We start from the raw sequence: 22973 nt of genomic DNA, 5'->3' as shown, positions 1-22973 counted from the left end.
ATGATAATAATTGCCTACTTTTGCAATATCAAAAAGGAATTGAATATTTTATGAAATACGATCTTTGTTGCATTGGATATATTACTTTGGATAAAGTAGTTACTCCGCAGAAAACAGTGCACATGCCTGGAGGAACCTCTTTCTATTTTGCGCATGCCATTAAACACCTGAATACTGAAGGATTCCAACTTGTTACTGCTTTGGCTGATAGCGAGATGTCGGTGGTGAATGATTTGAGAAGAGACGGCATTGAAGTGAAAGTACTTCCCAGCACTCATTCCATTTGCTTTGAGAATATTTATGGAGAAGACACTAATGAAAGAAAGCAGCGGGTCACAGCTAAGGCTGATCCTTTCACAATTGAAGGTTTGCAGGATGTAGATTCCCGGATTTATCATCTGGGCAGTCTATTGGCGGATGATTTTTCATTAGATGTCATTAAACATCTTGCCGGGAAAGGGCTATTGTCTCTTGATGTACAGGGTTATTTGCGCGAAGTACAGAATGAAGAAGTATTGGCGGTGGACTGGCTTGAAAAAGAAGAAGCCTTGAAGTATATCCATATTCTGAAAGCGAATGAACATGAAATGGAGGTACTTACGCAGTGCACGGATCCTTATGATGCTGCTGTGAAATTGGCAGAATGGGGAGTGAAGGAAGTCTTGCTTACCTTGGGAGATAAAGGTTCACTCATCTATGTTGATAAGCGATTCTATGAAATACCTGCCTATCCGGTAGAAAATGTAGCTGATGCCACAGGCTGTGGAGATACATATATGGCAGGCTATCTATATATGCGTAAAAGAGGAGCATCCTATCAGGAAGCCGGTTGCTTTGCCGCTGCCATGTGTTCTGTAAAGTTGCAGAGCTATGGTCCGTTCGGTGGAACGGAAGAAGAAGTTCATAGCATAATAAAAAAAGAAAATGCCGTAATTTAATACGGCATTTTCTTTTATATACAGATAGACTTGTCTATTTCAACATCTGTGGCAGATTATCTCTTCCCCAGAAATAATAAAAGATCAGTCCGATCCAGCTAGTGAGCAAAACAAGGATGGCGACTAATAGTTTTTTCACTCCATCTACCTTCCATTTCATAATTTCCAATACGGCCTTGATTGCAAGTATCAAGCCAATAATCCAAATAATAAATCCAATCATAATGTTTGTTGTTTATTAATTTAAAAACAAATAAAGGCTACATCCGGTTCACGGGTGCAGCCTTCATTTTTCAGAGTCTATTATTCCCTATTTCAATAATTATCGAAATTATTCGGCATCAGCACCCCAGTTTTCTTTAGACAGACGCTTGTAGCTGTTATAACGCCACTTAGCATTGTCTTCAGCTGCTTGGAACAGTTCGGCAGCTTCTGAAGGATATTGTTTCATTACAGAAGAGTAACGAACCTCACTCTTCAGGAAGTCCTGGAATCCAGCCCAATCGGGTTCTTTGCTATCCAACTGGAACGGGTTCTTGCCTTCAGCTTCCAAAGCCGGATTGTAACGCCACAAGTGCCAGTAACCACACTTAACAGCCTTTTCTTCCTCAGCCTGGCTTTTACCCATACCTGCCTTCAAACCGTGGTTGATACACGGAGCGTAAGCGATGATGAGTGACGGTCCGGGATAAGCTTCAGCTTCACGGATTGCCTTCAAAGTCTGAGCCTGGTCAGCACCCATAGCAATCTGAGCTACGTAAACGTAACCGTAAGTAGTAGCCATCAGACCGAGGTCTTTCTTGCGTACACGCTTACCGGCAGCAGCAAACTTAGCGATAGCACCCACCGGAGTAGCCTTAGAAGATTGACCACCTGTGTTAGAGTAAACCTCAGTATCCAGAACCAGGATGTTAACGTCCTTACCGCTGGCGATTACATGGTCGAGACCACCGTAACCGATATCGTAAGAAGCACCGTCACCACCGATGATCCACTGGCTGCGTTTTACCAAATATTGAGTCAAGCCTTTCAGTTCCTTGCTAATCGGGCAGCCGGCAGCGATGCCTTGCTCGATGATAGCCTCGATCTGAGGTGCAAGTTCTTTAGTCTTGTCTGCATCGTACATGTTTTCAATCCATGCTTTCAATACTTCCTTAACTTCAGCAGGAGCATTTTCGCCTTCAAGGATCTGGTTGAACAGTTTCACAATACGGTCACGCATCTTTTCGTTAGCGAGTTCCATACCCAAACCGAATTCACAGAAGTCTTCGAACAAAGAGTTTGCCCAAGCAGGACCTTGACCCTTTTCATTCTTAGTATAAGGAGTAGAAGGAACTGAACCGGAGTAGATAGAAGAACATCCTGTTGCATTAGCTACCATTTCGCGGTCACCGAATAACTGAGTGATCAACTTCACATACGGAGTTTCACCACAACCAGAGCAAGCACCTGAGAATTCAAACAACGGAGTAGCGAACTGAGAGTTCTTTACGTTAGCTTTAACGTCAACCAAATGTTGCTTGCTTGCTACCTTTTCAGCGCAGTAATCCCAGTTAGGAACTTGGTTCAACTGGCTTTCCAGATGTTTCATAGTCAAAGCCTTGCCACCCTTCTTCGGATTACCCGGACAGATGTCGGCACAGTTACCGCAACCCAGACAGTCGAGAACGTCAACCTGGATACGGAATGTCATACCATCGAATACTTTACCTACCGCTTTCAGCATCTCGAAGTTTGCACCTTTCTGCTCTTCAGCATCCAGAACGAACGGACGGATAGAAGCGTGAGGACAAACGTATGCACACTTGTTACACTGGATACAGTTTTCAGCATTCCATTCGGGTACGAAAGCAGCTACACCACGTTTTTCGTATTTAGCTGTACCTTGATACCAAGTACCGTCTTCGATGCCTTTGAATGCAGATACCGGCAACAAGTCACCATCCTGTGCATTGATCGGACGAACTACTTCGTTGATGAATGCAGGATCGTTGTTTTCAGCCTTAGCGTCGTCAGCCAAGTTAACCCAAGCAGGATCAACAGTCAATTGTTTGTATTCACCACCACGGTCAACGGCAGCATAGTTCTTGTTTACGATATCTTCACCCTTCTTACCGTAAGACTTCTGGATGAATTTCTTCATCTGTTCTACAGCCAGGTCAACAGGAATTACGCCTGTGATACGGAAGAATGCAGATTGCAGGATTGTATTGGTACGGTTGCCCAAACCGATTTCTTGTGCAATCTGAGTTGCATTGATATAGTATACAGAGATATTGTTTTTAGCGAAATACTTCTTCACGCGGGTAGGCAGATTCTTAGCCAGTTCTTCGCCTTCCCAGATTGTGTTCAGAAGGAATGTACCATTCTTACGCAAACCGCGGGTTACATCGTACATGTGCAGGTAAGCCTGAACGTGGCAAGCCACAAAGTTCGGAGTGTTTACCAAGTATGTAGAGCGGATCGGAGTATCACCGAAACGCAAGTGAGAACAAGTGAAACCACCTGACTTCTTAGAGTCATAAGAGAAGTAAGCTTGGCAGTGTTTATCAGTGTTGTCACCGATGATTTTTACAGAGTTCTTGTTAGCACCTACTGTACCGTCAGCGCCCAGTCCGTAGAATTTAGCTTCGAACATGCCTTCGCCACCCAATGCGATTTCTTCTTCCTGAGGAAGTGAAGTGAAGGTTACGTCGTCTACGATACCGATAGTAAAGTGGTTCTTCGGCATCGGCATAGCCAGATTCTTGAATACGGCAATGATCTGAGCAGGAGTAGTGTCCTTAGAACCCAAACCGTAACGACCGCCTACGATTACCGGAGCATTAGCAGTACCATAATAGCAGTCTTTTACATCGAGGTACAACGGTTCGCCGTTAGCACCCGGTTCCTTTGTACGGTCAAGAACTGCAATAGTCTTAGCAGTCTTAGGCACAGCAGCCAGGAAGTGCTTAGCAGAGAACGGACGATACAAGTGTACGGCAACCATACCTACCTTTTCGCCATTAGCTACCAAGTGGTCGATAGCTTCGCGGGCAGCTTCAGTTACAGAACCCATAGCGATGATAACGCGTTCTGCGTCTTCGGCACCATAGTAATCGAACAAGCCGTATTTACGTCCTGTGATTTTAGAAATTTCATTCATGTATTCTTCTACAATAGCAGGAACTGCTTCGTAGTAGTTGTTGCATGATTCACGGTGCTGGAAGAAATGGTCGGGGTTTTCAGCCATACCACGGGCAACCGGATTCATCGGATTCAATGCGCGAGCACGGAATTCAGCCAAAGCTTCCTGGTCAATCAGGGGAGCGAGATCATCGTTTTCCAACATCTCGATCTTCTGGATTTCATGAGAAGTACGGAAGCCGTCGAAGAAATTAACAAACGGTACACGAGCTTTGATAGTTGACAAGTGAGCAACACCGGAGAGGTCCATAACTTCCTGTACAGAACCTTCGGCCAGCATAGCAAAACCGGTCATACGGGTTGACATAACGTCTTGGTGGTCACCGAAGATACACAGAGCGTGAGAAGCCAGTGTACGAGCTGATACGTGGAATACGCAAGGCAGGAATTCACCGGCAATCTTGTACATATTCGGGATCATCAGCAACAGACCTTGAGATGCAGTGTACGTTGAAGTCAACGCACCGGCTTGCAATGAACCGTGAACGGCTCCGGCAGCACCGGCTTCTGATTGCATTTCCTGTACCAATACTGTTTCGCCGAAGATGTTTTTGCGTCCTGCGGCAGCCCATTCGTCTACGTACTCAGCCATCGTAGAAGAGGGAGTGATGGGATAGATAGCAGCTACTTCAGAGAACATATACGAGATATGCGCAGCAGCCTGGTTACCATCACAAGTAATGAATTTCTTCTGTTTAGTCATAACTAAATTGAATTATTATTAAGTGAATAAATCTCAATATAAAAAGCCGAACATCCAGAGTGGAATCTGATTCCCTCTTCCTATTTCTGCTTTGTGCAGGGCGTAGGTGACGCCGGGATTGTTCTTAATCTTCATTCCTTCCGGACAAATCTTGAAAGGCATCACATCGTCCACCAGGAACGACATATTTTTGTCGCCTTTGTTCACCTTGTGATCTTTCCACAAGGAATTTGCGAAGAAAGTGTCCAGTACATCCAGTTCTTCCACTTTCACGGGATAGATGGAGTACATCAGGTTGGAGTTGTGCATCATGATCTTTGATGGTTTCTTAGGGAATTCTTCTCCCTTCGGATATACCATATTGATAAGACGTGCATCTGCCAGATATTTGATGTAGTTCATTACCGTAGCGCGGGATGTCTGTATATCGTTTGCCAGCTGGCTTACGTTCGGGGCTTTCGGACCGTCTACTGCCAGCATATAGAGCAATTTCTTAATTTTTGAAAGATATTTCAGTTCAATCTGTTTAATGAGCAGGATATCCACTTCCACCATCATATTCATGGTCTTCAGTAGATTTTCCGAGAAATTGCGTTTTTCCAGAAAGAACGGATAAAAACCGTGGTGCAGATAATCCTGCAGGTAATCTAACGGGCGCACTTTCGAAAGGATACCTTTGGCAATCTGTTCGTGATTGCTCAAAATCTCTTCCAGTGTGTAAGCACGGAACTTCATGCCGGTCTGCAGGTTCAGATACTCACGGAAAGAGAAGCCACGCAGATTATAGCTCTTCACAATGTCACGCAATTCCAGATTTTCCTCTTTCAGTCGCATTACGGACGAACCGGTGAATACGATTTTGAGGTTCGGGAAACGATCGTAGCACATTCTCAGTTCTCTGCTCCAGTCAGGGTGTTTAAACACTTGGTCTATCAATAATACTTTTCCGCCGCGACGTTGAAATTCGTAAGCGAAATCAACGATACTGAAGTTGGAAAAATAGAAATTGTTCATATTGATAAAGAGACAGGAACGGTCAGTGCCGAATTTCTCTTTAGCGTATTGCAACAAGAACGTGGTTTTACCGACACCACGCGTTCCTTTAATACCGATAAGGCGGTCGTTCCAGTTGATCTCATCCATGAGGTCACGGCGAACAGGGGCATTGGTATGCTCAACAAGATAGGCGTGTGTGCGGTAGAATGCTTCCATGCTGTTAAATTCGGTTTATCGGGCGACAAATATACGCCTTTTTTGTAGAATTGCAAAGTAGAGATGGCAAAATATCTTTTTTGTTAGTGAAGTTTATATATTTGTTTTGCCTTGTTTTTCTCTGTAATTTTGCGGCCTTAAATAATAAAGAACTGTAATTGTATGAAACTCTACGTATTTAACCCAGACACAGACATGGCGCTTGCTAACAATGAAGAAAATTATATAGCTCCCGCTTCTGCTCGCCGAATGGCTCAGGACCTTGCTTTATTACCCATCTGGTATGCCCAGCCTGGCAGTGCCGTACTCGCTCCATCAGCTTATAATGCAGATTATCTGCAAATAATGAAGCGTATGTTTCCCCTTTCCGTACAGTTGGTTACCGAACCTGAACTGCCTGATTATGCCGAATCTCAGATTATACCATGGGGTTGGAATCTTGCTTTTCGTAAACGCATGTTGAAAGGGGGAATTGCAAAACACAAACTTCCTACGTTGGAGGAATTAAAAAGACTTCGTGCCTTTTCTTCTCGAGAGTTGGCTATGGTAGTGCTTGACGGCTTGCATGGCATTGAGAATTGTTGTGGTTTGGCCAACTATTTGAATGACCTCCCTGCTTGTCAGGAATTTGTAGAGAAGTATAAACGTACAGTGTTGAAGGCGCCTTGGTCAAGTAGTGGTAAAGGACTGAACTGGTGTAGAGGTATATTTACCGATTCTATTGCTGGTTGGTGCCAGCATGTTTTGGATGAACAAGAGGGGGTAATCGGGCAACCTGTATATAATAAAATAGAAGATTTTGCTCTTGAATTTTATTCTGATGGACATGGCAGGGTACTTTTTACCGGTTATTCTCTTTTCCTGACCAATGAAAAAGGAGCCTATCTTGGTAATCTACTGGTAACACCTGAATGGGTGGAAAACTGGATAACTGAATACGTACCATTGGTAACTTTGGTGCAGGTACACGAAAGGTTGCAGGAGTTATTAACCGTTGTATTTGGAGAATCTTATACGGGTTATCTGGGTGTAGACATGATGATTTGTCGTGATGAGGAAACGCAGAGTTACCGTATTCATCCTTGTGTGGAAATTAACGTGCGTATGAATATGGGAGTGGCGGCACATCTGTTTCGCGAGAATTTTGTAGCTCCGGGTACGGTCGGTAATTTTAATATTGATTACTATCCAACGAACGATGCCTTGCAGGAAGAGCACAAGCAGGCGATGGAGCAGTATCCTGTTGTTATAGAAAACGGACGTTTAGTCTCCGGTTACCTTCCGTTAGTTCCGGTAACACCGAAGAGCCGATATCGCGCCTATGTTCTATGTTATAAGAGTAGGGTGAATGATACGAATGATTAGTGTAAGACCTGTTTGCATGCTTCGCTCTCATTTCCACAACGATCTACAGCTGTAACGGCAAAGTATTTCTTTGCCGTCCACAGACGGATGGGGGCATATGTATATTCTGTTTCCTGTACACGCTGGGCTATGATATTTTCCGGGTTAGAGGTATCTACGGGATAAGTATCCGAACCATAGATGACATAAGTCGGCACATTGCGTTTATCATTGTCCGTGGCGGGAAGCCAGCTCAAGTGTATGTAACCGTCGCACTGCTGGGTAACGATTAAATTGCCGGGAGTTGTAGGTGGCACGTTGTCTATCCATGGCATGGCAGGCTGCAAGGCAGGAGCGGTATAGAAATCTTCTTCCAATGCATCATACAATCCCTGAGTGTTATCCATCAGATATTTTACACGATAATGAGCCTGGCCTGCCAGTTTATGTTTGCGGATAAAGTACATTTGACGTTCCACTTCGTCCAAGGTCCAATTGCCTTCGCTGGGGTCAAGGAAATAAATGCCCAGTCCTGGAATAATCTGTCGTCCGTTACTTTGTTCCTGCCAATCGAGGGCAAAAGGGTAGAAGTGATTACCACGGAAATAAATCATGGGATATATCTGATCTTGTATCCCTTCGCCCAGCCAACCTTGTGCATCCTGATAGACGGTATGGAAAGCATTCCAGCCGCGAGAAGGATAGCGGGAAGTGTCACGGTATTTACCTACGGGGCAGGTACTGACCTTTACCCAGGGTTTCAGAGCTTTTACACCTTTATAGAGATGACGGACGATTTCTGTGATATTATCCCTGCGCCATTGGGAAAGGTCGCGTCCTTTACCGTACTTCCGGAAATCGTAGGTGTCGGGAAAACGGAGAGCATTCTCCGGATAACGCAGATAATCGAAATGGACGCCATCTACGTCATATTTTTCCACAACCTCACGTACAAGACTCATCAGATATTCTTTGGTTTGCGGATTTCCGGGATTGAGGAAATATTCCCGCTTGTAAGGTACACAAATGGCGGATTTCTGTTTGGTGACAGAGGTATTACCCAGATTGGCAACATGTTTGCGGTTACCCAATGGAATGGCTACCATCCAGGCATGGCATTCCATACCGCGTTTATGACATTCCTCTACGGCAAAAGCCAGTGGGTCATATCCCGGGTCGCCACCTGTTTTCCCGGTTAGTATAGAATTGAAAGGTTCTATTTTAGAGCGATAGAGTACATCACCGCGTGTCCGTGTCTGGAAGAGTACGGTGTTGAAGTTCGCATCTTTCAGTCGGTCCAGTATTTCGATAAGTTCTGCCTTTTGTTTCCGGATACTTTCGGGCGTGGTGGCACGGGTACGTGGCCAATCCAAACCATAGACAGCGGTAATCCAGGCGGCACGTACTTCGTACTTGGGAGGACGATTTGTCGTCTCACCGATGGATTGTGCAGTGAGGGGCAAAGCTAATATGCTAAATACGATGGCGAGCAGTAACTGTTTCATGATAGGGCTGGATTCTCTTTTACTTCTTTATTTCTGTCATTTTTCGCGGCGAAGATAAGTAAAACACTCGAGAAAGTTGTGCAGTTTCCCAAGAAACTGTTACATTTGCGTGCATTAAAAGTAATGAATAACAACGCACCATGATTACATTTACACTTTGCTTACTGGCATTGATAGTGGGCTATTTTCTTTACGGGCGTTTCATTGAACGCATTTTTGGCCCTGACGATCGTAAAACACCTGCCCTGACCAAGACCGACGGGGTGGACTATATTCCTTTGCCCACCTGGAAAATATTCATGATACAGTTTCTTAATATTGCCGGTTTAGGACCCATCTTCGGCGCTATTATGGGGGCTAAATTCGGGGTGTCATCTTATTTGTGGATTGTGTTTGGCAGTATCTTTGCCGGTGCTGTACACGATTATTTGGCGGGTATGCTTTCTTTGCGTAATGGCGGTGAAAGTTTGCCGGAAATCATCGGTCGATATCTGGGTACGACTACCAAGCAAGTGATGCGTGGTTTTACCGTACTTCTGATGATATTGGTGGGGGCTGTGTTTGTAGCCGGTCCTGCCGGGCTGTTGGCAAAGCTTACGCCGGAGTCGCTGGATGTAACGTTCTGGATAGTGGTTGTATTTATCTATTATATTTTTGCGACTCTGTTGCCGGTCGATAAGATAATCGGTAAGATTTATCCACTGTTTGCTGTTGCACTGCTCTTTATGGCTGTGGGTATATTGGTGATGCTCTACGTGAAACACCCTGTTTTGCCGGAGTTCTGGGACGGATTGCAAAATACGAATCCGAATGCTACCGAATTACCTATTTTCCCGATTATGTTTGTAAGTATAGCTTGTGGCGCTATCAGTGGCTTCCATGCAACACAAAGCCCGTTGATGGCCCGTTGTATGACGAGTGAACGTCATGGCCGGCCTGTGTTCTATGGTGCTATGATTACCGAAGGCATCGTTGCTTTGATATGGGCTGCTGCTGCCACTTACTTCTTCCATGAAAATGGAATGGGCGAAAATAATGCGGCTGTAGTGGTGGATGCCATCACTAAAGACTGGCTTGGCGTGGTGGGAGGTTTCCTTGCCATATTGGGGGTGATTGCTGCACCTATCACCAGTGGTGACACTGCTTTCCGTTCTGCCCGTCTCATTGTGGCTGACTTTCTTGGAATGGAACAAAAGACCATGCGACGCCGTTTATATATATGCATTCCGATGTTCCTCGTTGCTATTGGTTTGTTGCTTTACAGTCTGCGTGACAAAGAAGGTTTTGATATGATTTGGCGTTACTTCGCATGGACCAACCAGACGCTTTCTGTTTTCACTCTTTGGGCGATAACCGTTTATCTGGTGCGTGAGAAGAAGGGGCATTACTTTTATGTAACTTATTTCCCGGCTATATTCATGACGGCTGTTTGCACGACCTATATCTGCATAGCCCCCGAAGGTTTTGGATTAGGACCTCAGATGGCGCTTACTATTGCTATTCTTTCTGTGGTGGTAGCCGCATTCTGGTTCAATATCTGGTATTTCAAAACGACTAAAAAACTTTGGTAATGAAGAAATTCAAAAAATCTACAAGTATTACAATTGCCCTGCTTATTTATGTGAGTGCTACGGCAGCCTATTTCCTGCCACGTAACACTGTCATCAGTGATACGGAGAAATACGTCACGGTTGCAGCGTCCTATGTCATTGTGTTTATCCTTTGGCTGGTTCTGCGCAAAAAGGAAGAATTGCAGCGGAAACGTAAAGAAGAAGATGAAAAGTATAATAACACCAAAAACTATAAGTAACAATGAAAAAATTAGTATTATTCGTTTGTCTGCTTGTGGCCACAGTGGCTGCCCAGGCACAGTTTGAAAAAGGAAAGTGGATTGTAAATCCGTCAATTTCCGGGTTAGGTTTGTCGCATAATACGGATACGGATAAGACCTCTTTTGGCATCGAAGCCAAGGGTGGTGCATTCTTGTTGGATAATGTGGCGTTGTTGGTACATGCAGGGGCTGCCTGGAACAATGGTGGTTCGGATACGGATGTCTATACTCTCGGTGTAGGTGGTCGTTATTATTTCAGTAATATTGGTATATATCTGGGTGCTGATGTCAATGTGGACCGTTGGGATTGGGGTACAAGTGATGATACCAAGTTTTCTTTTGGAGCGGAGGCTGGCTATGCTTTCTTTTTGACAAGGACGGTGACGCTTGAGCCGGCTGTGTACTGGAACGTAAATAGTGACCGTTCTGTATTTGGCCTGAAGGTAGGTTTCGGCTTCTATTTCTAAGAGTTTTCTTCCGCTTGGCGGATTTTATAAACCGTCCCATGAGATCATATTAATAGTCTTGTGGGACGATTTTTTTTATCTCATGGGACGGATATTTTCATCTTACGAGACAAAATAAATCGTCTCATGAGATGATTTTCTTTCTATTATTTCATGTGTAATTTCTCTTGCAGGAATTGACCCGTATAGCTTTCTGCACATCGCGCTACTTCCTCCGGTGTACCTGCCGCCACCAGATTTCCACCTTTATTACCGCCTTCCGGTCCGAGGTCTATCACGTAGTCGGCACATTTGATAACATCCATGTTGTGTTCAATGATTACAATGGAGTGTCCACGTAATATCAATGCATCGAATGCTTCCAGCAGTTTACGGATGTCATGGAAGTGCAATCCCGTGGTCGGTTCATCAAAGATAAACAGGGTGGGATCTGCTTTCTCCTGACTGAGGTAGTAAGCCAGTTTCACACGTTGATTTTCACCACCTGAAAGGGTGGAGGAAGATTGTCCCAGTTTGATGTATCCCAATCCCACATCTTGCAGTGGAGCAAGTTTCTTCACAATCTTCTTTTGTCCGTGTTTGTTGAAAAACTCCACGGCCTGGTTTACGGTCATTTCCAGTACATCATATATATTGGCATCATGGAACTTTACTTCCAATGTATCTGCTTTGAAGCGTTTGCCGTGGCAGGTTTCACATTCCAGAACCAAGTCGGCCATGAATTGCATTTCTACTGTGATGGTTCCGTCACCTTTACACTCTTCGCAACGTCCGCCTTCACTGTTGAATGAGAAGTAACCAGCGGTGTATCCCATTTGCTTGGCAAGCGGTTGTTCTGCCCATAATTTACGAATTTCATCGTAAGCTTTGATATATGTCACGGGATTCGAACGACTGGATTTACCAATGGGGTTCTGGTCTACAAATTCTACGTTCCGTAGATTTTGCAGGTCACCACCGATAGAAGCGAATTCACCCGGGCGTTCACTGCATTCGTCCAGTTCGCGCTTCAGGGCACGGAAGAAAATGTCACGTACCAGAGTACTCTTACCGGAACCGCTGACTCCAGTTACTACGGTCATCACGTTTAGCGGGAAACGTACGTTTACTCCTTTCAGGTTATTCTCGCGGGCTCCGGTCAGTTCTATGTAATTATTCCATGGACGACGGTGTTCCGGAACGGGAATTTCTTCTTCTCCCAGCAGATAACGTACTGTGTAACTATCACTATTCGGTTGCAAATCTTTCATATCTCCCTGGTAGACAACTTGTCCGCCCAGACGTCCGGCTTTTGGTCCGATATCTATAATGTAATCTGCTGCACGGATAATTTCCTCGTCATGCTCCACGATGACAACCGTATTACCCAATTGTTGTAATTGACGTAATACATGGATCAGCTTATCTGTATCGCGGCTATGCAACCCGATACTTGGTTCATCAAGAATGTAGAGTGAGCCAACCAGGCTACTGCCTAATGAAGTGGCGAGATTGATGCGTTGACTTTCACCACCGGAAAGCGAATTGCTGAGGCGGTTTAATGTCAGATATCCCAATCCTACATCGAGAAGGAAGCGGATGCGACTGTTGATTTCCGTTAGGATACGGGTGGCAACATCCGTATCATGCTTATCCAGTTGAAGGTTATCGAAGAAAGTTTTCAGTTCCGTAATCGGCAAGTCCACAAGTTCGGAGATATTTCGTCCGCCTACCCGTACATAGCTGGCTTCGGGCTTCAGACGGGTACCGTGGCACTTTGGACAAAGCGTTTTGCCACGATAGCGTGCCAACATCACGCGGTATTGTATTTTGTACTGATTTTCCTGTACCATCTTGAAGAAAGCATTGATTCCTTGGAAGTAAGGGGTGCCTTCCCATAACATGCGGCGCTGTTCGTTTGTAAGTTCAAAGTAGGGGGTGAAGATCGGGAAACCGACTTTTTCGGCACCGCGTATCACCATGTCTTTCCATTCGCCCATCACTTCACCGCGCCAACATACCACGGCACCGTCGTATACGGATAATGAGCGGTTGGGTATTACCAAGTGTTCATCAATGCCGATTACTTTGCCGAAGCCCTCACACTCAGGACATGCACCAATAGGGGAATTGAAAGAAAACATCTGGTCGCTGGGCTCCTCAAAAGTAATGCCGTCTGCCTCGAATTTAGTGCTGAAGCGGTATAGGCTGGTTGTTCCGTCAGGTTGATAGAATCGCAGCAGGCAAGCACCGTCACCTTCGTACATGGCTGTCTCGGCAGAATCTGTTAACCGGCTGATTGCATCTTTCTCTTTAGATGCTACCATACGGTCTATCAATAAGAAAACAGTATCTTCTTTTTTAGGTTCGTATTCGTCGATACGAACCATTTCTCCGTTTACTTCCAGACGGTTGAAACCTTGTTTCATATCGATATCTAATTGTTGCTTCATCGTTCGGTCTTCTCGAAGTAATATCGGAGCCAGTACGGTGTATCTTGTTCCCTCCGGATATCCCAACATACAGTTTACGATATCTTCTGTGGAATGTTTTTTTACTTCCTCTCCGCTGATGGGACTGAATGTCCGTCCGATGCGTGCATACAGTAAACGCAGGTATTCGTAAATTTCGGTAGAGGTACCGACGGTAGATCGTGGGTTGCGACTACTCACCTTCTGTTCTATGGCAATAGCTGGCGGAATTCCTTTAATAAAGTCACATTCCGGCTTGCTCATACGTCCCAGGAACTGGCGGGCATAACTGCTCAGGCTTTCTACATAACGACGTTGTCCTTCTGCATATAGCGTGTCGAATGCCAGGGATGATTTACCGGAACCGGATAGTCCGGTGATAACGACAAGTTTGTTTCTGGGTATTTCTACGTCTATATTTTTCAGGTTGTTGACGCGTGCGCCTTTGATAAGTATGGAGTTGTTTTTTATCATAATCAGAGTCACTATAGTGAATATCAGTTTGCAAAGATAATCACTGCGGTTCAAATATGTATAATGATTGGCAGGTTAAGATTTGTTATACTTTTAAATAGTTGCTGATATACCAGCAGGAAAAGAGCTATTTTTATGCGCATTTTTAAACGAATCATCCCTATGCGATACCCTCGGATATGCTTGTGTGCCATTTTGGTATGCTTGTTCTCTTGTGTCGAGACAATTACAGGACAAGAGACTGTTGATCTGAAATCACTTGCCGATAGTGTGCGGAAAGCTAGTGGCAAGCCGAATTTTCTACCTTTGGGCATGCACTTTCTGGAACTGGCAAAAGCACGGAAAGATACGGCAAATATCAGTGATGCTTATGCCATCATTACAAATCATTATTATGAGTTGGGTGATACGGATAGCCTGCGTCTGATGACTTATGAATATATGGATTGGGCGGACCGTTGTCATCGCAATACGGATCGCTACCAGGCATGGAGGCAATATATTCAGCGGATGACTGAAAAGGGCATGCAGGAAGAGGCGATGAAAGAGACAGAATTGCTATGTAAAGATGCTGAACAGAGGAAAGATAAATATGGCATGGCATCTGGGGAGATGTGTATAGGCTATAACCACCGTGTGTTTGGGCAGAATATAAAGCTCTGTATTGAATATTATGATAATGCCTTAAAACATTTTGAGGAAGGAAAATACTACCGTGACGCTTACGTCGTTTCTCTTAATATCATTCAAACTCATCTGGCACGTCAGTCGTATAATGAGGCTTTGCCTTATTTGGATCGTTTGGAACAGTTGGAAAAAACAATAGAAGAGAAAAAAATATCTATAGGAGAAGCGCTATACATGCGTTTTTATCAGTTTCGTGTTATCGCTGTCTTAGGGGTGAAAGGAGCGAAGGCAGCGGAACCTTACGTTCGTGAGACGAATGCTTATTATTTCAAACATAAAGGAGATATTTCACAAGAAGGATGGTTTGGTTACAAAATAATGTGCAACCAGATCCTGGGAGATATAAGTAATGCTGTGGTTTATATGGATTCTTTAATTGATTACCAATGTTCGATCGGTAATTATTACCCTGGAAATTATAGGCAGAAAGCCATTATGCTGGAACAAGTAGGTCACTATAAGGAGGCATGCCGTGCTTTTGCAGAATACTCTCAATTGAATGATTCTGTACGTACGGCAGAAATGGATGAACAACTGAACAAATACACTGCCCAGTTTGAAGTGGACCGCCTGAAGATGGAAAAATTGGAATTGAGTGAAAGAATGAGTCGTGAACGGCTTATTACGGTATCTATTGCCGGTTGCCTGATATTTATATTACTTCTGCTGGTTACTTACCTCTATGTTCGCACTTTATCTATGAACCGGAAATTGGATGTTGCCCGTAAGGAATTGCAGAAGATGAGCCGTATCAAGAGTTCATTCATCCAGCATGTTACGCATGAGTTGCGTACACCGCTTAATTCTGTAGTAGGCTTTTCTGCTTTGCTTGCTGAGGAAGGACTGGATGTGGAAGATGCTCGTGAATACTCTGGTCAGGTGGAGAAGAATAGTGCTTATTTGCTGGGATTGATTGATAATATTATTGACATAGCTGACATGGACTCTCAGACGGCAGATATGCCTAAAGAAGTTGTGGATGTCAACGCTTGTTGTCTTGAATGTATAGATGAATTTGGAGGCAAACAAAATGACGGTGTGGAATTGCAGTGGGTTCCATCTCCTGATGATCCTGTAATCCTGACTGTGCGTACCTGGATGAAGCGTGTCCTGGCTTTGTTGTTGGACAATGCCGAGAAGTTTACCGAGCAAGGAGTCATTCGTCTACTGTGTGAGGAAGATAAAGCGAATAGTATCATTCGTTTTGTTATAGAGGATACGGGTATAGGTATTGACCCGCAATATCAGGATACTATTTTCGAACGTTTCTTTAAAATAGATACTTTTAGGCCTGGTACAGGATTGGGACTTTCCATAGCCCGCCAGGTAATGGACATTGTTGATGGCAAAATCTATCTGGATACATCTTACACAGGCGGTACCCGTATGGTAGTAGAATGGCCTGCATAATTAATAAACAACCCTTAATCAGATTTATAAAGAATGAAAGTAAAAACTCTTTTGTGCATATGCGCCCTGCTCTTTTCTTTAGCAGTGGCGGCACAATCTCCGCAACCCGAAAGATATCCCAAACGTGAATTTCGCGCAGCCTGGATTCAGGCTGTCAACGGACAGTTTCGTGGAATTCCTACCGAGAAGTTGAAACAAACCTTGCTTGACCAGTTGAATTCTTTGCAAGGGGCAGGTATCAATGCAATCATTTTTCAGGTACGTCCTGAGGCTGATGCTCTTTATGCTTCCAAGCTGGAACCGTGGAGTCGTTTTCTGACAGGTGTACAGGGAAAAGCTCCTAATCCTTACTGGGATCCTATGGAGTTTATGATTGAAGAATGCCATAAGCGAGGCATGGAATTTCATGCGTGGATCAACCCCTATCGCGTGAAGACCTCGCTAAAGAATGAATTGGCTCCGAATCATGTTTATAATATCCATCCCGAGTGGTTTGTGACCTATGGTGACCAATTGTATTTTGATCCGGCATTACCGGAAAGCCGTCGTCATATCTGTATGGTGGTAATGGATATTGTTTCCCGCTATGATGTGGATGCTATCCATATGGATGATTATTTCTATCCTTATCCTAAACCGGGAGTGGACTTTCCGGATGATGCCAGCTTTGCCCGTTACGGTGGTGGCTTTTCTAATAAAGCAGACTGGCGGCGCAGCAATGTCAATGTGTTGATAAAGAAAATACATGAGACGGTACGCGAGGTGAAACCCTGGGTTAAATTTGGTGTATCTCCTTTCGGTATCTATCGTAATGAGAAGAGTGATCCGCTGGGTAGCAAGACCAATGGATTACAGAACTATGATGACCTTTATGCCGATGTGCTTCTTTGGGCTCGTGAAGGCTGGGTGGACTATAACATTCCGCAAATATATTGGCATATTGGCCATCCGGCAGCTGATTATGAAACATTGGTGAAATGGTGGGCAAAGCATACGGAGAACCGTCCTTTGTTTATCGGGCAATCAGTGATGAATACAGTACAGAATGCTGATCCGCAAAACCCCTCTATGAACCAACTTCCCCGCAAGATGGCATTGCAGCGTGCTTATCAGACAATTGGCGGAAGCTGTCAGTGGCCTGCCAGCGCAGTGGTGGAAAATGCGGGGAAATATCGCGATGCTTTGATTGCTGAATATCATAAATATCCTGCTTTACCGCCGGTATTCGATTTCATGGATAATGAAGCACCTGACAAAGTGCGTAAGGTAAAACCAGTGTGGACAGCAGATGGGTATCTTTTGTTCTGGACAGCCCCGAAGTACAAAGATGAAATGAACCGTGCTGTTCAATATGTGATTTACCGCTTCGGTGCAAAAGAGAAAGTGGATATCAGTGATCCTTCCCATATCGTAGCTATTACGCGCGATAATTTTTATAAATTGCCGTATGAGAATGGGAAAACAAAATATCGTTATGTGGTGACGGCACTCGACCGACTGCATAATGAATCGAAAACAGTTGCAAAAAAGGTGAAGCTATAAGCTTCACCTTTTTTATTGATATAATATAAGCCCTGCTATTCCGCAAGCTACAATCATTAGTATAGGATTGATTTTATATTTCCTGGTTCCTACAAAGGCTACTAGGAAAATGAGGCAGCTAATAATAAACGAGTACATATCTTCTTTAGGTGAACTGAAGTTTTCTGCGTTCATCAAGACCAATGCTGCTGATGCCAGCAATCCGACCACTGCTGGACGCAATCCACTGAATACGGCTTCTACAACCGGATGTTTCTGATATTTCAGGAAGAATTTACTGATGGCTAACATCAATATGAATGAGGGAAGCACCACTGCAAGAGTAGCAATGATAGAGCCCCATACACTTCCGGTAGCTGTGAAACCTACATACGTTGCCGAATTGATTCCGATAGGTCCGGGCGTCATTTGACTGATAGCCACAATATCCGTAAATTCTTGTGATGTCAACCAGCCATAGCGGGTGACCACTTCACCCTGTATCATAGAAAGCATGGCATATCCGCCACCAAAGCCAAACAAACCGATTTTGAAGAATGTATAGAATAACTGTAAATAAAGCATGGGAGAATTATGATTTATAATTTATGATTTATGATACGCAGCCAACTTTCAACTTTCAACTTTCGGACGACGCAATTGTCCGTACAAGTATCCTCCCACACCGGCAATGATAATTACCCAAATAGGGGAGAAGTTCAGTAACCAGATGACCAATGCTGACACGACGGGTATCCAGATATTGTATCGGTTTACCTTGGCTGATTTTGCCATACTGAATGTAGGAGCGGCGATCAATGCAACCACTGCCGGACGAATACCTTTAAAGATACGTTCAACAATGACATTGTCTTTGAAGTTATGGAAGAATAACGCAATGGCAAGAATTATGAAGAATGACGGTAATATAGTACCTAAAGTGGTAACTATACTTCCGCGAATTCCCCTTAGCTTATATCCGATGAAAATAGAAATGTTGACTGCAAGAATGCCGGGGGTTGATTGGGAAATAGCAAGTAAGTCAATGAAATCGTCTTTGGCAATCCATTTCCGTTTATCTACAATCTCTTCTTCTATCAATGGCACCATAGCATAGCCGCCTCCTATAGTAAAGAGTCCTATCTTAGAAAAGAGGCCGAATGCCTCGAAGTAAATATTCATGTTATTATATCATCTTACCATTATTATCTTCTTCTTTCTGTTTCGCATATTGGCTTGGGCTGACGTTAAAATGCTTTTTAAATACTTCACGGAAGTACTTTGCATCACTAAATCCCGTCATTTCGGCAACCTCAGTTATACTGTGTTGTTGCTCTTTCAGTAACTGGGCGGCACGTTTCAGGCGTATCAGTCGGATATAATCTGCCGGGGCTTGGTCAGTCAGAGCTTTTATTTTGTTATAAAAGCTGGTGCGACTCATATTCAGTAAGTTACAGAGTACGTCAACTGTAAAGGAACTATTATCCATATTGTCTTCCACACTCTTCTTGACAGTAGAAATAAATTTCCAGTCAATATCGGTGGAACAGTTGATGCAAGCTGTGTCACTCTCTTCATCGTTCAGTTCCAGATTGGCATATTTATGGCGTAATAAGGAACGGTTAGTAAGGATATTAGCTATCGTAGCACGAAGAATTCCAATATTAAATGGTTTCACGATGTATTCGTCTGCTCCTGTCTTCAATCCTTCAATGATATTTCTATCATTATTCAGTGCTGTAAGTAATATGATAGGGATATGTGATGTTTCAATATCATTCTTCAACTTGTGACACAATTCATCTCCACGCATTTCGGGCATCATGATATCCGAAATGATCATATTAGGCATGTATTCTTTAACGATGTCAAGTGCCTGCTTACCGTCACTGCATACTTGTATGGTATAATCATCCGACAGTGTATTGCGCAAATACTCTCTCAGTTCGTCATTATCCTCTACGATTAAGATTTTAGGGAGATCGTCGTTCTGTTGTTGTCTCTGTCTGGCAGTATCGTAAACCGTACTTAAAGAAATATTCTTAGGTACACCTGATTCTGCATAAACCACTTTCTCACTTCCCGGTTTCGGACTGTGAACGGCTTTGCGATAATATTTTTCTTTTTTCGGGAATATAACCTTAATGCAGGAACCTTTACCCTCCGTACTGCTGAAGTTAATTTTACCTTTATGCAGACGGACGAGCTTCCATACTAATAGCAGGCCGATACCACTGCCTGTAACCTTTGAGTTTATGGCATTACTACCCCGAAAATGCATTCTGAAGAGCTTTTTTTGTTCGGAAGCCGGAATGCCGATACCCGTATCCTTTACTTCAACGCTCCAGTTATCTTCAGTTTCAGCTGTAAAAATATGTACGCTACCACCTTCCGGTGTATATTTCAAAGCATTGGAAATCAAATTCTTCAGAATAGAGTCCATTTTATCTTTGTCGAGCCAGACATTCATATAGCGGAAGTTGCTTTCGTATGTCAGGCTGACACGTTTGACATCTGCATAAGCCCGGAAAGCATTGATCATTTCTTCCATATATGTACTCAGTTCGTATTCTGATACATACAAAGCACTGGAATAAGTATCTGCACGTTCAAAGTTGATTAGGTTAGTCGTAAGACGCAGCAGGGCATTCACATTTCGTATGGCAGTATTCATATTACTACGTCCGCCTGGTGTCAGATCTTCCTTTTCGCTGAGTTCTTCCAAAGGAGCTTTGATCAATGTTAACGGAGTACGGATATCGTGCGCTGTATTGATAAAGAAGCGTATCTTTTCATCCGAAGTTTTTCGTTGTTTACGTAAGATGATGACACGTAAAGTTATAGTAACAATTGCTGCAATAACAAGAGCATAAAGTAATAAAGCCCAGATGCTGAGCCATATTGGTTGTTCTATCATAATATCCATGTCACGTTCTTCAAGAACGATTCGCCTGTCTTCACTGGAAATGGCACGTACCCGTAGTGTATACTTTCCGGGATTTAGGTTAGTGAATCGGATCAAACAGTCTTTTTCAGGACGGCTCCATCCGTCATAAAAGCCTTCCAATTTCCAGGAATACAAAATCAGAGACGGGTAATCATAGTTAATGGAAGATATTCGCAAAGAGAATATATTCTGATTATATTTTAGTTTCAATACTTTGGTTTCATCTATGTCAACCTCCAGCGGTGAGCCTTCGTCACCAGGGTAAACGGTCTGATAGAATACACGTAAATCGCTGAATATCATTTGAAATTTGTAATTTCGTGGAATCATCATGTCTTTATGAAATTCTATAGCTCCGTCCGTACTTCCGAGAATGAAGTTTCCATTCTTCCGCAATACACCTGATGCAGAATTGAAATGGTCACTTTTCAATCCTTGCTCCTTAGTCCAGTTATGGAATACTTTTTCACTTGGATAGTAACTTGTCAGACTGTTTTCGGTACTCAACAGAATACTTTGGTCTTCATCTGAAAGAATCGTATATATATTGTTGGAAATCAAAGGGCAATTATCTTTATGAAAGTGCTCGAACGATTTGTTCTCATAATCATAAATGAGTAGTCCAGAATTACTGGTTCCTATATATAGCAAACCGTTGTCCGATTGGTAAAGTGCATTGATATAAAAAGATTCTATCGGCATTGATATATATTGAAATTCACCGCTCTCTTTATCTAATAAATACAGACCTGTGGCAGTACCTATCCACATATGTTTCTCGTCCTTTTCTATAATGTCCGTAATGCCGTTCAGTCCCGGATATGCACGTATGTTCTTACGTGAAATATCAATTTGTTTTAGATTGTAATAGCCGCCGGACCAGATGTTGCCGGCAGAATCTTTCATAATAGAACGTATATATTTGTCTGGGCGGATATCACTGTCACTAAATGTAGAAGGAGTGAAGAATTCCGCTTTCATTTGTTTTTTGTTGATTTGATAAATGCCTGAACTGTATCCGCCTGCCCAAATAATACCCGGTGAAACCTCACATAAAGAAATAAAAACATGATTCTTAGTAACATTCCCATTATCGAATACGCTGAGGAACGAGTACCATTGCTTGGTTTGAGTGGAGTACAGGCTGATACCGTTGTTGGTAGCGAACCATAAGTCACCCTCGTGATCTTCAATGATCGCATTTACCTGATCATTAACAAGTGATTGCCTATTGCCAATAGAATGTTTAATCCATTGATAACTGGCGTATTGATTATTGCGTACCGTGATGCCGATAGGATAATTAGCCATCCAGATACGGTCACCATCAACATAGAGATCATAGATACTGTTGCCGTTCATGGCGTTATAACTGTTATAGTCCGCTACAATGTAAGGATCGCACTTGTAGCTATCCACATTCATTTTATATACGCCTGCACCATCAGTGGCTATCAATATTTCCTTATCGTTGAAAGCTTTTATACGGGTAATACTGACATCTTCCAAACCGGCATTGAGCTTGATAGCTTGATGGATGTTCATGTCGTACAAATAAAGACCTTTTTGGAAGGTACCGATAAAGAGTTTACGACTTTCTTTATGAAAATATAGTTCGTTGACTTGCATTTTCAGGTTATCCAGCCAATGACAAGGAGAAAGATTGAGAACGTTGTCTTTTAATTCGGCATGATGTATACCGACATCCGTACCGATGAAGTAATGTTCAGAATCAATCTGTTCGATATCCGTGATACTTTCACCAATATGATTTTTGATAACGCTGGTTTTGCCGGTGTCGACATCATAGAGGTATAGCGCTTCTTCATTGCAGAGCCATACAATGTTATTACTGTCGATAAAGCCGTAACTTACAGGAGTCGGATTTCCTTTTACCACTTCATCCGGTAATTTGTATACTAACTGGAAGCGGTCATGTTTGGCATCATAGCGGAATACTCTTCCTTTCTTACCTATTTCCCAAAGTGTTCCATCCGTGCCAACATAGAGCCAACTCAGATTTAACATAGAATTGACCTCTATTTCACTGTCTATAAGCCGGTATTGCTTGAAGTTTTTTCCGTCATAGCGGTCGATGCCATTATGCGTAAGAAACCACATATAACCTTTTGGCCCTTTCTGGATGGCGTATACCCTACGGTTACTTAAGCCATCTTCTACGCCGAGATATTTATATGTTTGGGCGATGCATAGGGCAGAAAAATATGTGAATACAAAGAAAAGGACGAGTTTTCTCATAACAGTTACGGTCGTTTGTTGTTGGAAGCTTTTGTGAAA

At 43.3% G+C, this 22973-nt stretch carries 15 protein-coding genes; 7 read left to right on the top strand and 8 right to left on the bottom strand.

Going from position 1 to position 22973, the window contains the following annotated elements:
* Nucleotides 1–50: 50 nt before the first annotated feature.
* Nucleotides 51–938 (top strand): PfkB family carbohydrate kinase, encoded by an 888-nt coding sequence (locus BACINT_RS14875; protein WP_007664452.1) that lies wholly within the window; start codon nucleotides 51–53, stop codon nucleotides 936–938.
* Nucleotides 939–972: 34 nt separating this feature from the next.
* Here BACINT_RS14875 and BACINT_RS14870 read toward each other — a convergent pair whose 3' ends face one another.
* The 3 genes from BACINT_RS14870 to BACINT_RS14860 form a co-directional block, all read right to left on the bottom strand.
* On the bottom strand, nucleotides 973–1161 hold the full coding sequence (locus BACINT_RS14870) for a hypothetical protein (RefSeq protein WP_007664451.1): 189 nt from the start codon (nucleotides 1159–1161) through the stop codon (nucleotides 973–975).
* A 108-nt stretch (nucleotides 1162–1269) separates the two neighbouring features.
* Nucleotides 1270–4827 carry a pyruvate:ferredoxin (flavodoxin) oxidoreductase gene (nifJ, locus tag BACINT_RS14865; protein WP_007664450.1) on the bottom strand — a complete coding sequence of 1186 codons (3558 nt, stop codon included), beginning with the start codon at nucleotides 4825–4827 and terminating at the stop codon, nucleotides 1270–1272.
* A gap of 33 nt (nucleotides 4828–4860) precedes the next feature.
* Nucleotides 4861–6039 (bottom strand): ATP-binding protein, encoded by a 1179-nt coding sequence (locus tag BACINT_RS14860; RefSeq protein ID WP_007664449.1) that lies wholly within the window; start codon nucleotides 6037–6039, stop codon nucleotides 4861–4863.
* 162 nt (nucleotides 6040–6201) lie between these two features.
* On the opposite strand from BACINT_RS14860, the gene BACINT_RS14855 reads away from it, so the two are divergent.
* Entirely contained in the window at nucleotides 6202–7404 is a 1203-nt protein-coding gene (locus BACINT_RS14855) for a hypothetical protein (protein WP_007664448.1), read from the top strand.
* Here the strand turns inward: BACINT_RS14855 and BACINT_RS14850 are convergent.
* Nucleotides 7401–8888, bottom strand: a complete 1488-nt coding sequence (locus BACINT_RS14850; protein ID WP_007664447.1) for a glycoside hydrolase family 10 protein — start codon at nucleotides 8886–8888, stop codon at nucleotides 7401–7403. The two genes, BACINT_RS14855 and BACINT_RS14850, sit on opposite strands and share 4 nt — an antisense overlap.
* A 140-nt stretch (nucleotides 8889–9028) precedes the next feature.
* On the opposite strand from BACINT_RS14850, the gene BACINT_RS14845 reads away from it, so the two are divergent.
* From BACINT_RS14845 to BACINT_RS14835, 3 genes are read left to right on the top strand one after another with little or no spacing between them, the layout of a single operon-like run.
* A complete protein-coding gene (locus BACINT_RS14845; RefSeq protein ID WP_007664446.1) occupies nucleotides 9029–10459 on the top strand; it encodes a carbon starvation CstA family protein in 1431 nt (476 codons plus the stop codon).
* Entirely contained in the window at nucleotides 10459–10698 is a 240-nt protein-coding gene (locus BACINT_RS14840) for a hypothetical protein (protein ID WP_007664445.1), read from the top strand. The genes BACINT_RS14845 and BACINT_RS14840 overlap by 1 nt, the downstream gene beginning before the upstream one ends.
* 2 nt (nucleotides 10699–10700) lie before the next feature.
* Nucleotides 10701–11186, top strand: coding sequence for an outer membrane beta-barrel protein (locus tag BACINT_RS14835; RefSeq protein ID WP_007664444.1), 486 nt, complete (start codon nucleotides 10701–10703; stop codon nucleotides 11184–11186).
* Nucleotides 11187–11332: 146 nt separating this feature from the next.
* Here BACINT_RS14835 and uvrA read toward each other — a convergent pair whose 3' ends face one another.
* Complete coding sequence (uvrA, locus tag BACINT_RS14830; protein ID WP_007664443.1) at nucleotides 11333–14110, bottom strand: excinuclease ABC subunit UvrA; 2778 nt, start codon at nucleotides 14108–14110, stop codon at nucleotides 11333–11335.
* A gap of 162 nt (nucleotides 14111–14272) precedes the next feature.
* Here uvrA and BACINT_RS14825 point away from each other — a divergent pair, with 162 nt between their 5' ends.
* Nucleotides 14273–16207 (top strand): sensor histidine kinase, encoded by a 1935-nt coding sequence (locus tag BACINT_RS14825; protein ID WP_044155287.1) that lies wholly within the window; start codon nucleotides 14273–14275, stop codon nucleotides 16205–16207.
* A gap of 33 nt (nucleotides 16208–16240) precedes the next feature.
* Nucleotides 16241–17749, top strand: coding sequence for a glycoside hydrolase family 10 protein (locus BACINT_RS14820; RefSeq protein ID WP_007664440.1), 1509 nt, complete (start codon nucleotides 16241–16243; stop codon nucleotides 17747–17749).
* Nucleotides 17750–17761: 12 nt separating this feature from the next.
* Here the strand turns inward: BACINT_RS14820 and BACINT_RS14815 are convergent, their stop codons facing one another.
* The 3 genes from BACINT_RS14815 to BACINT_RS14805 are packed head-to-tail and all read right to left on the bottom strand — an operon-like array spanning nucleotide 17762 to nucleotide 22934.
* Nucleotides 17762–18313: a chromate transporter gene (locus BACINT_RS14815; protein ID WP_007664439.1), complete on the bottom strand. Its 552-nt coding sequence runs from the start codon at nucleotides 18311–18313 to the stop codon at nucleotides 17762–17764.
* Nucleotides 18314–18361: 48 nt separating this feature from the next.
* Nucleotides 18362–18910, bottom strand: a complete 549-nt coding sequence (locus tag BACINT_RS14810) for a chromate transporter (protein WP_007664438.1) — start codon at nucleotides 18908–18910, stop codon at nucleotides 18362–18364.
* Between the two features lie 4 nt (nucleotides 18911–18914).
* A complete protein-coding gene (locus BACINT_RS14805) occupies nucleotides 18915–22934 on the bottom strand; it encodes a hybrid sensor histidine kinase/response regulator transcription factor (protein ID WP_007664437.1) in 4020 nt (1339 codons plus the stop codon).
* Nucleotides 22935–22973: the final 39 nt, after the last annotated feature.

Source organism: Bacteroides intestinalis DSM 17393, from assembly GCF_000172175.1.
Classification (GTDB): domain Bacteria; phylum Bacteroidota; class Bacteroidia; order Bacteroidales; family Bacteroidaceae; genus Bacteroides; species Bacteroides intestinalis.
This window is presented reverse-complemented; position numbering and strand designations above follow the sequence as displayed.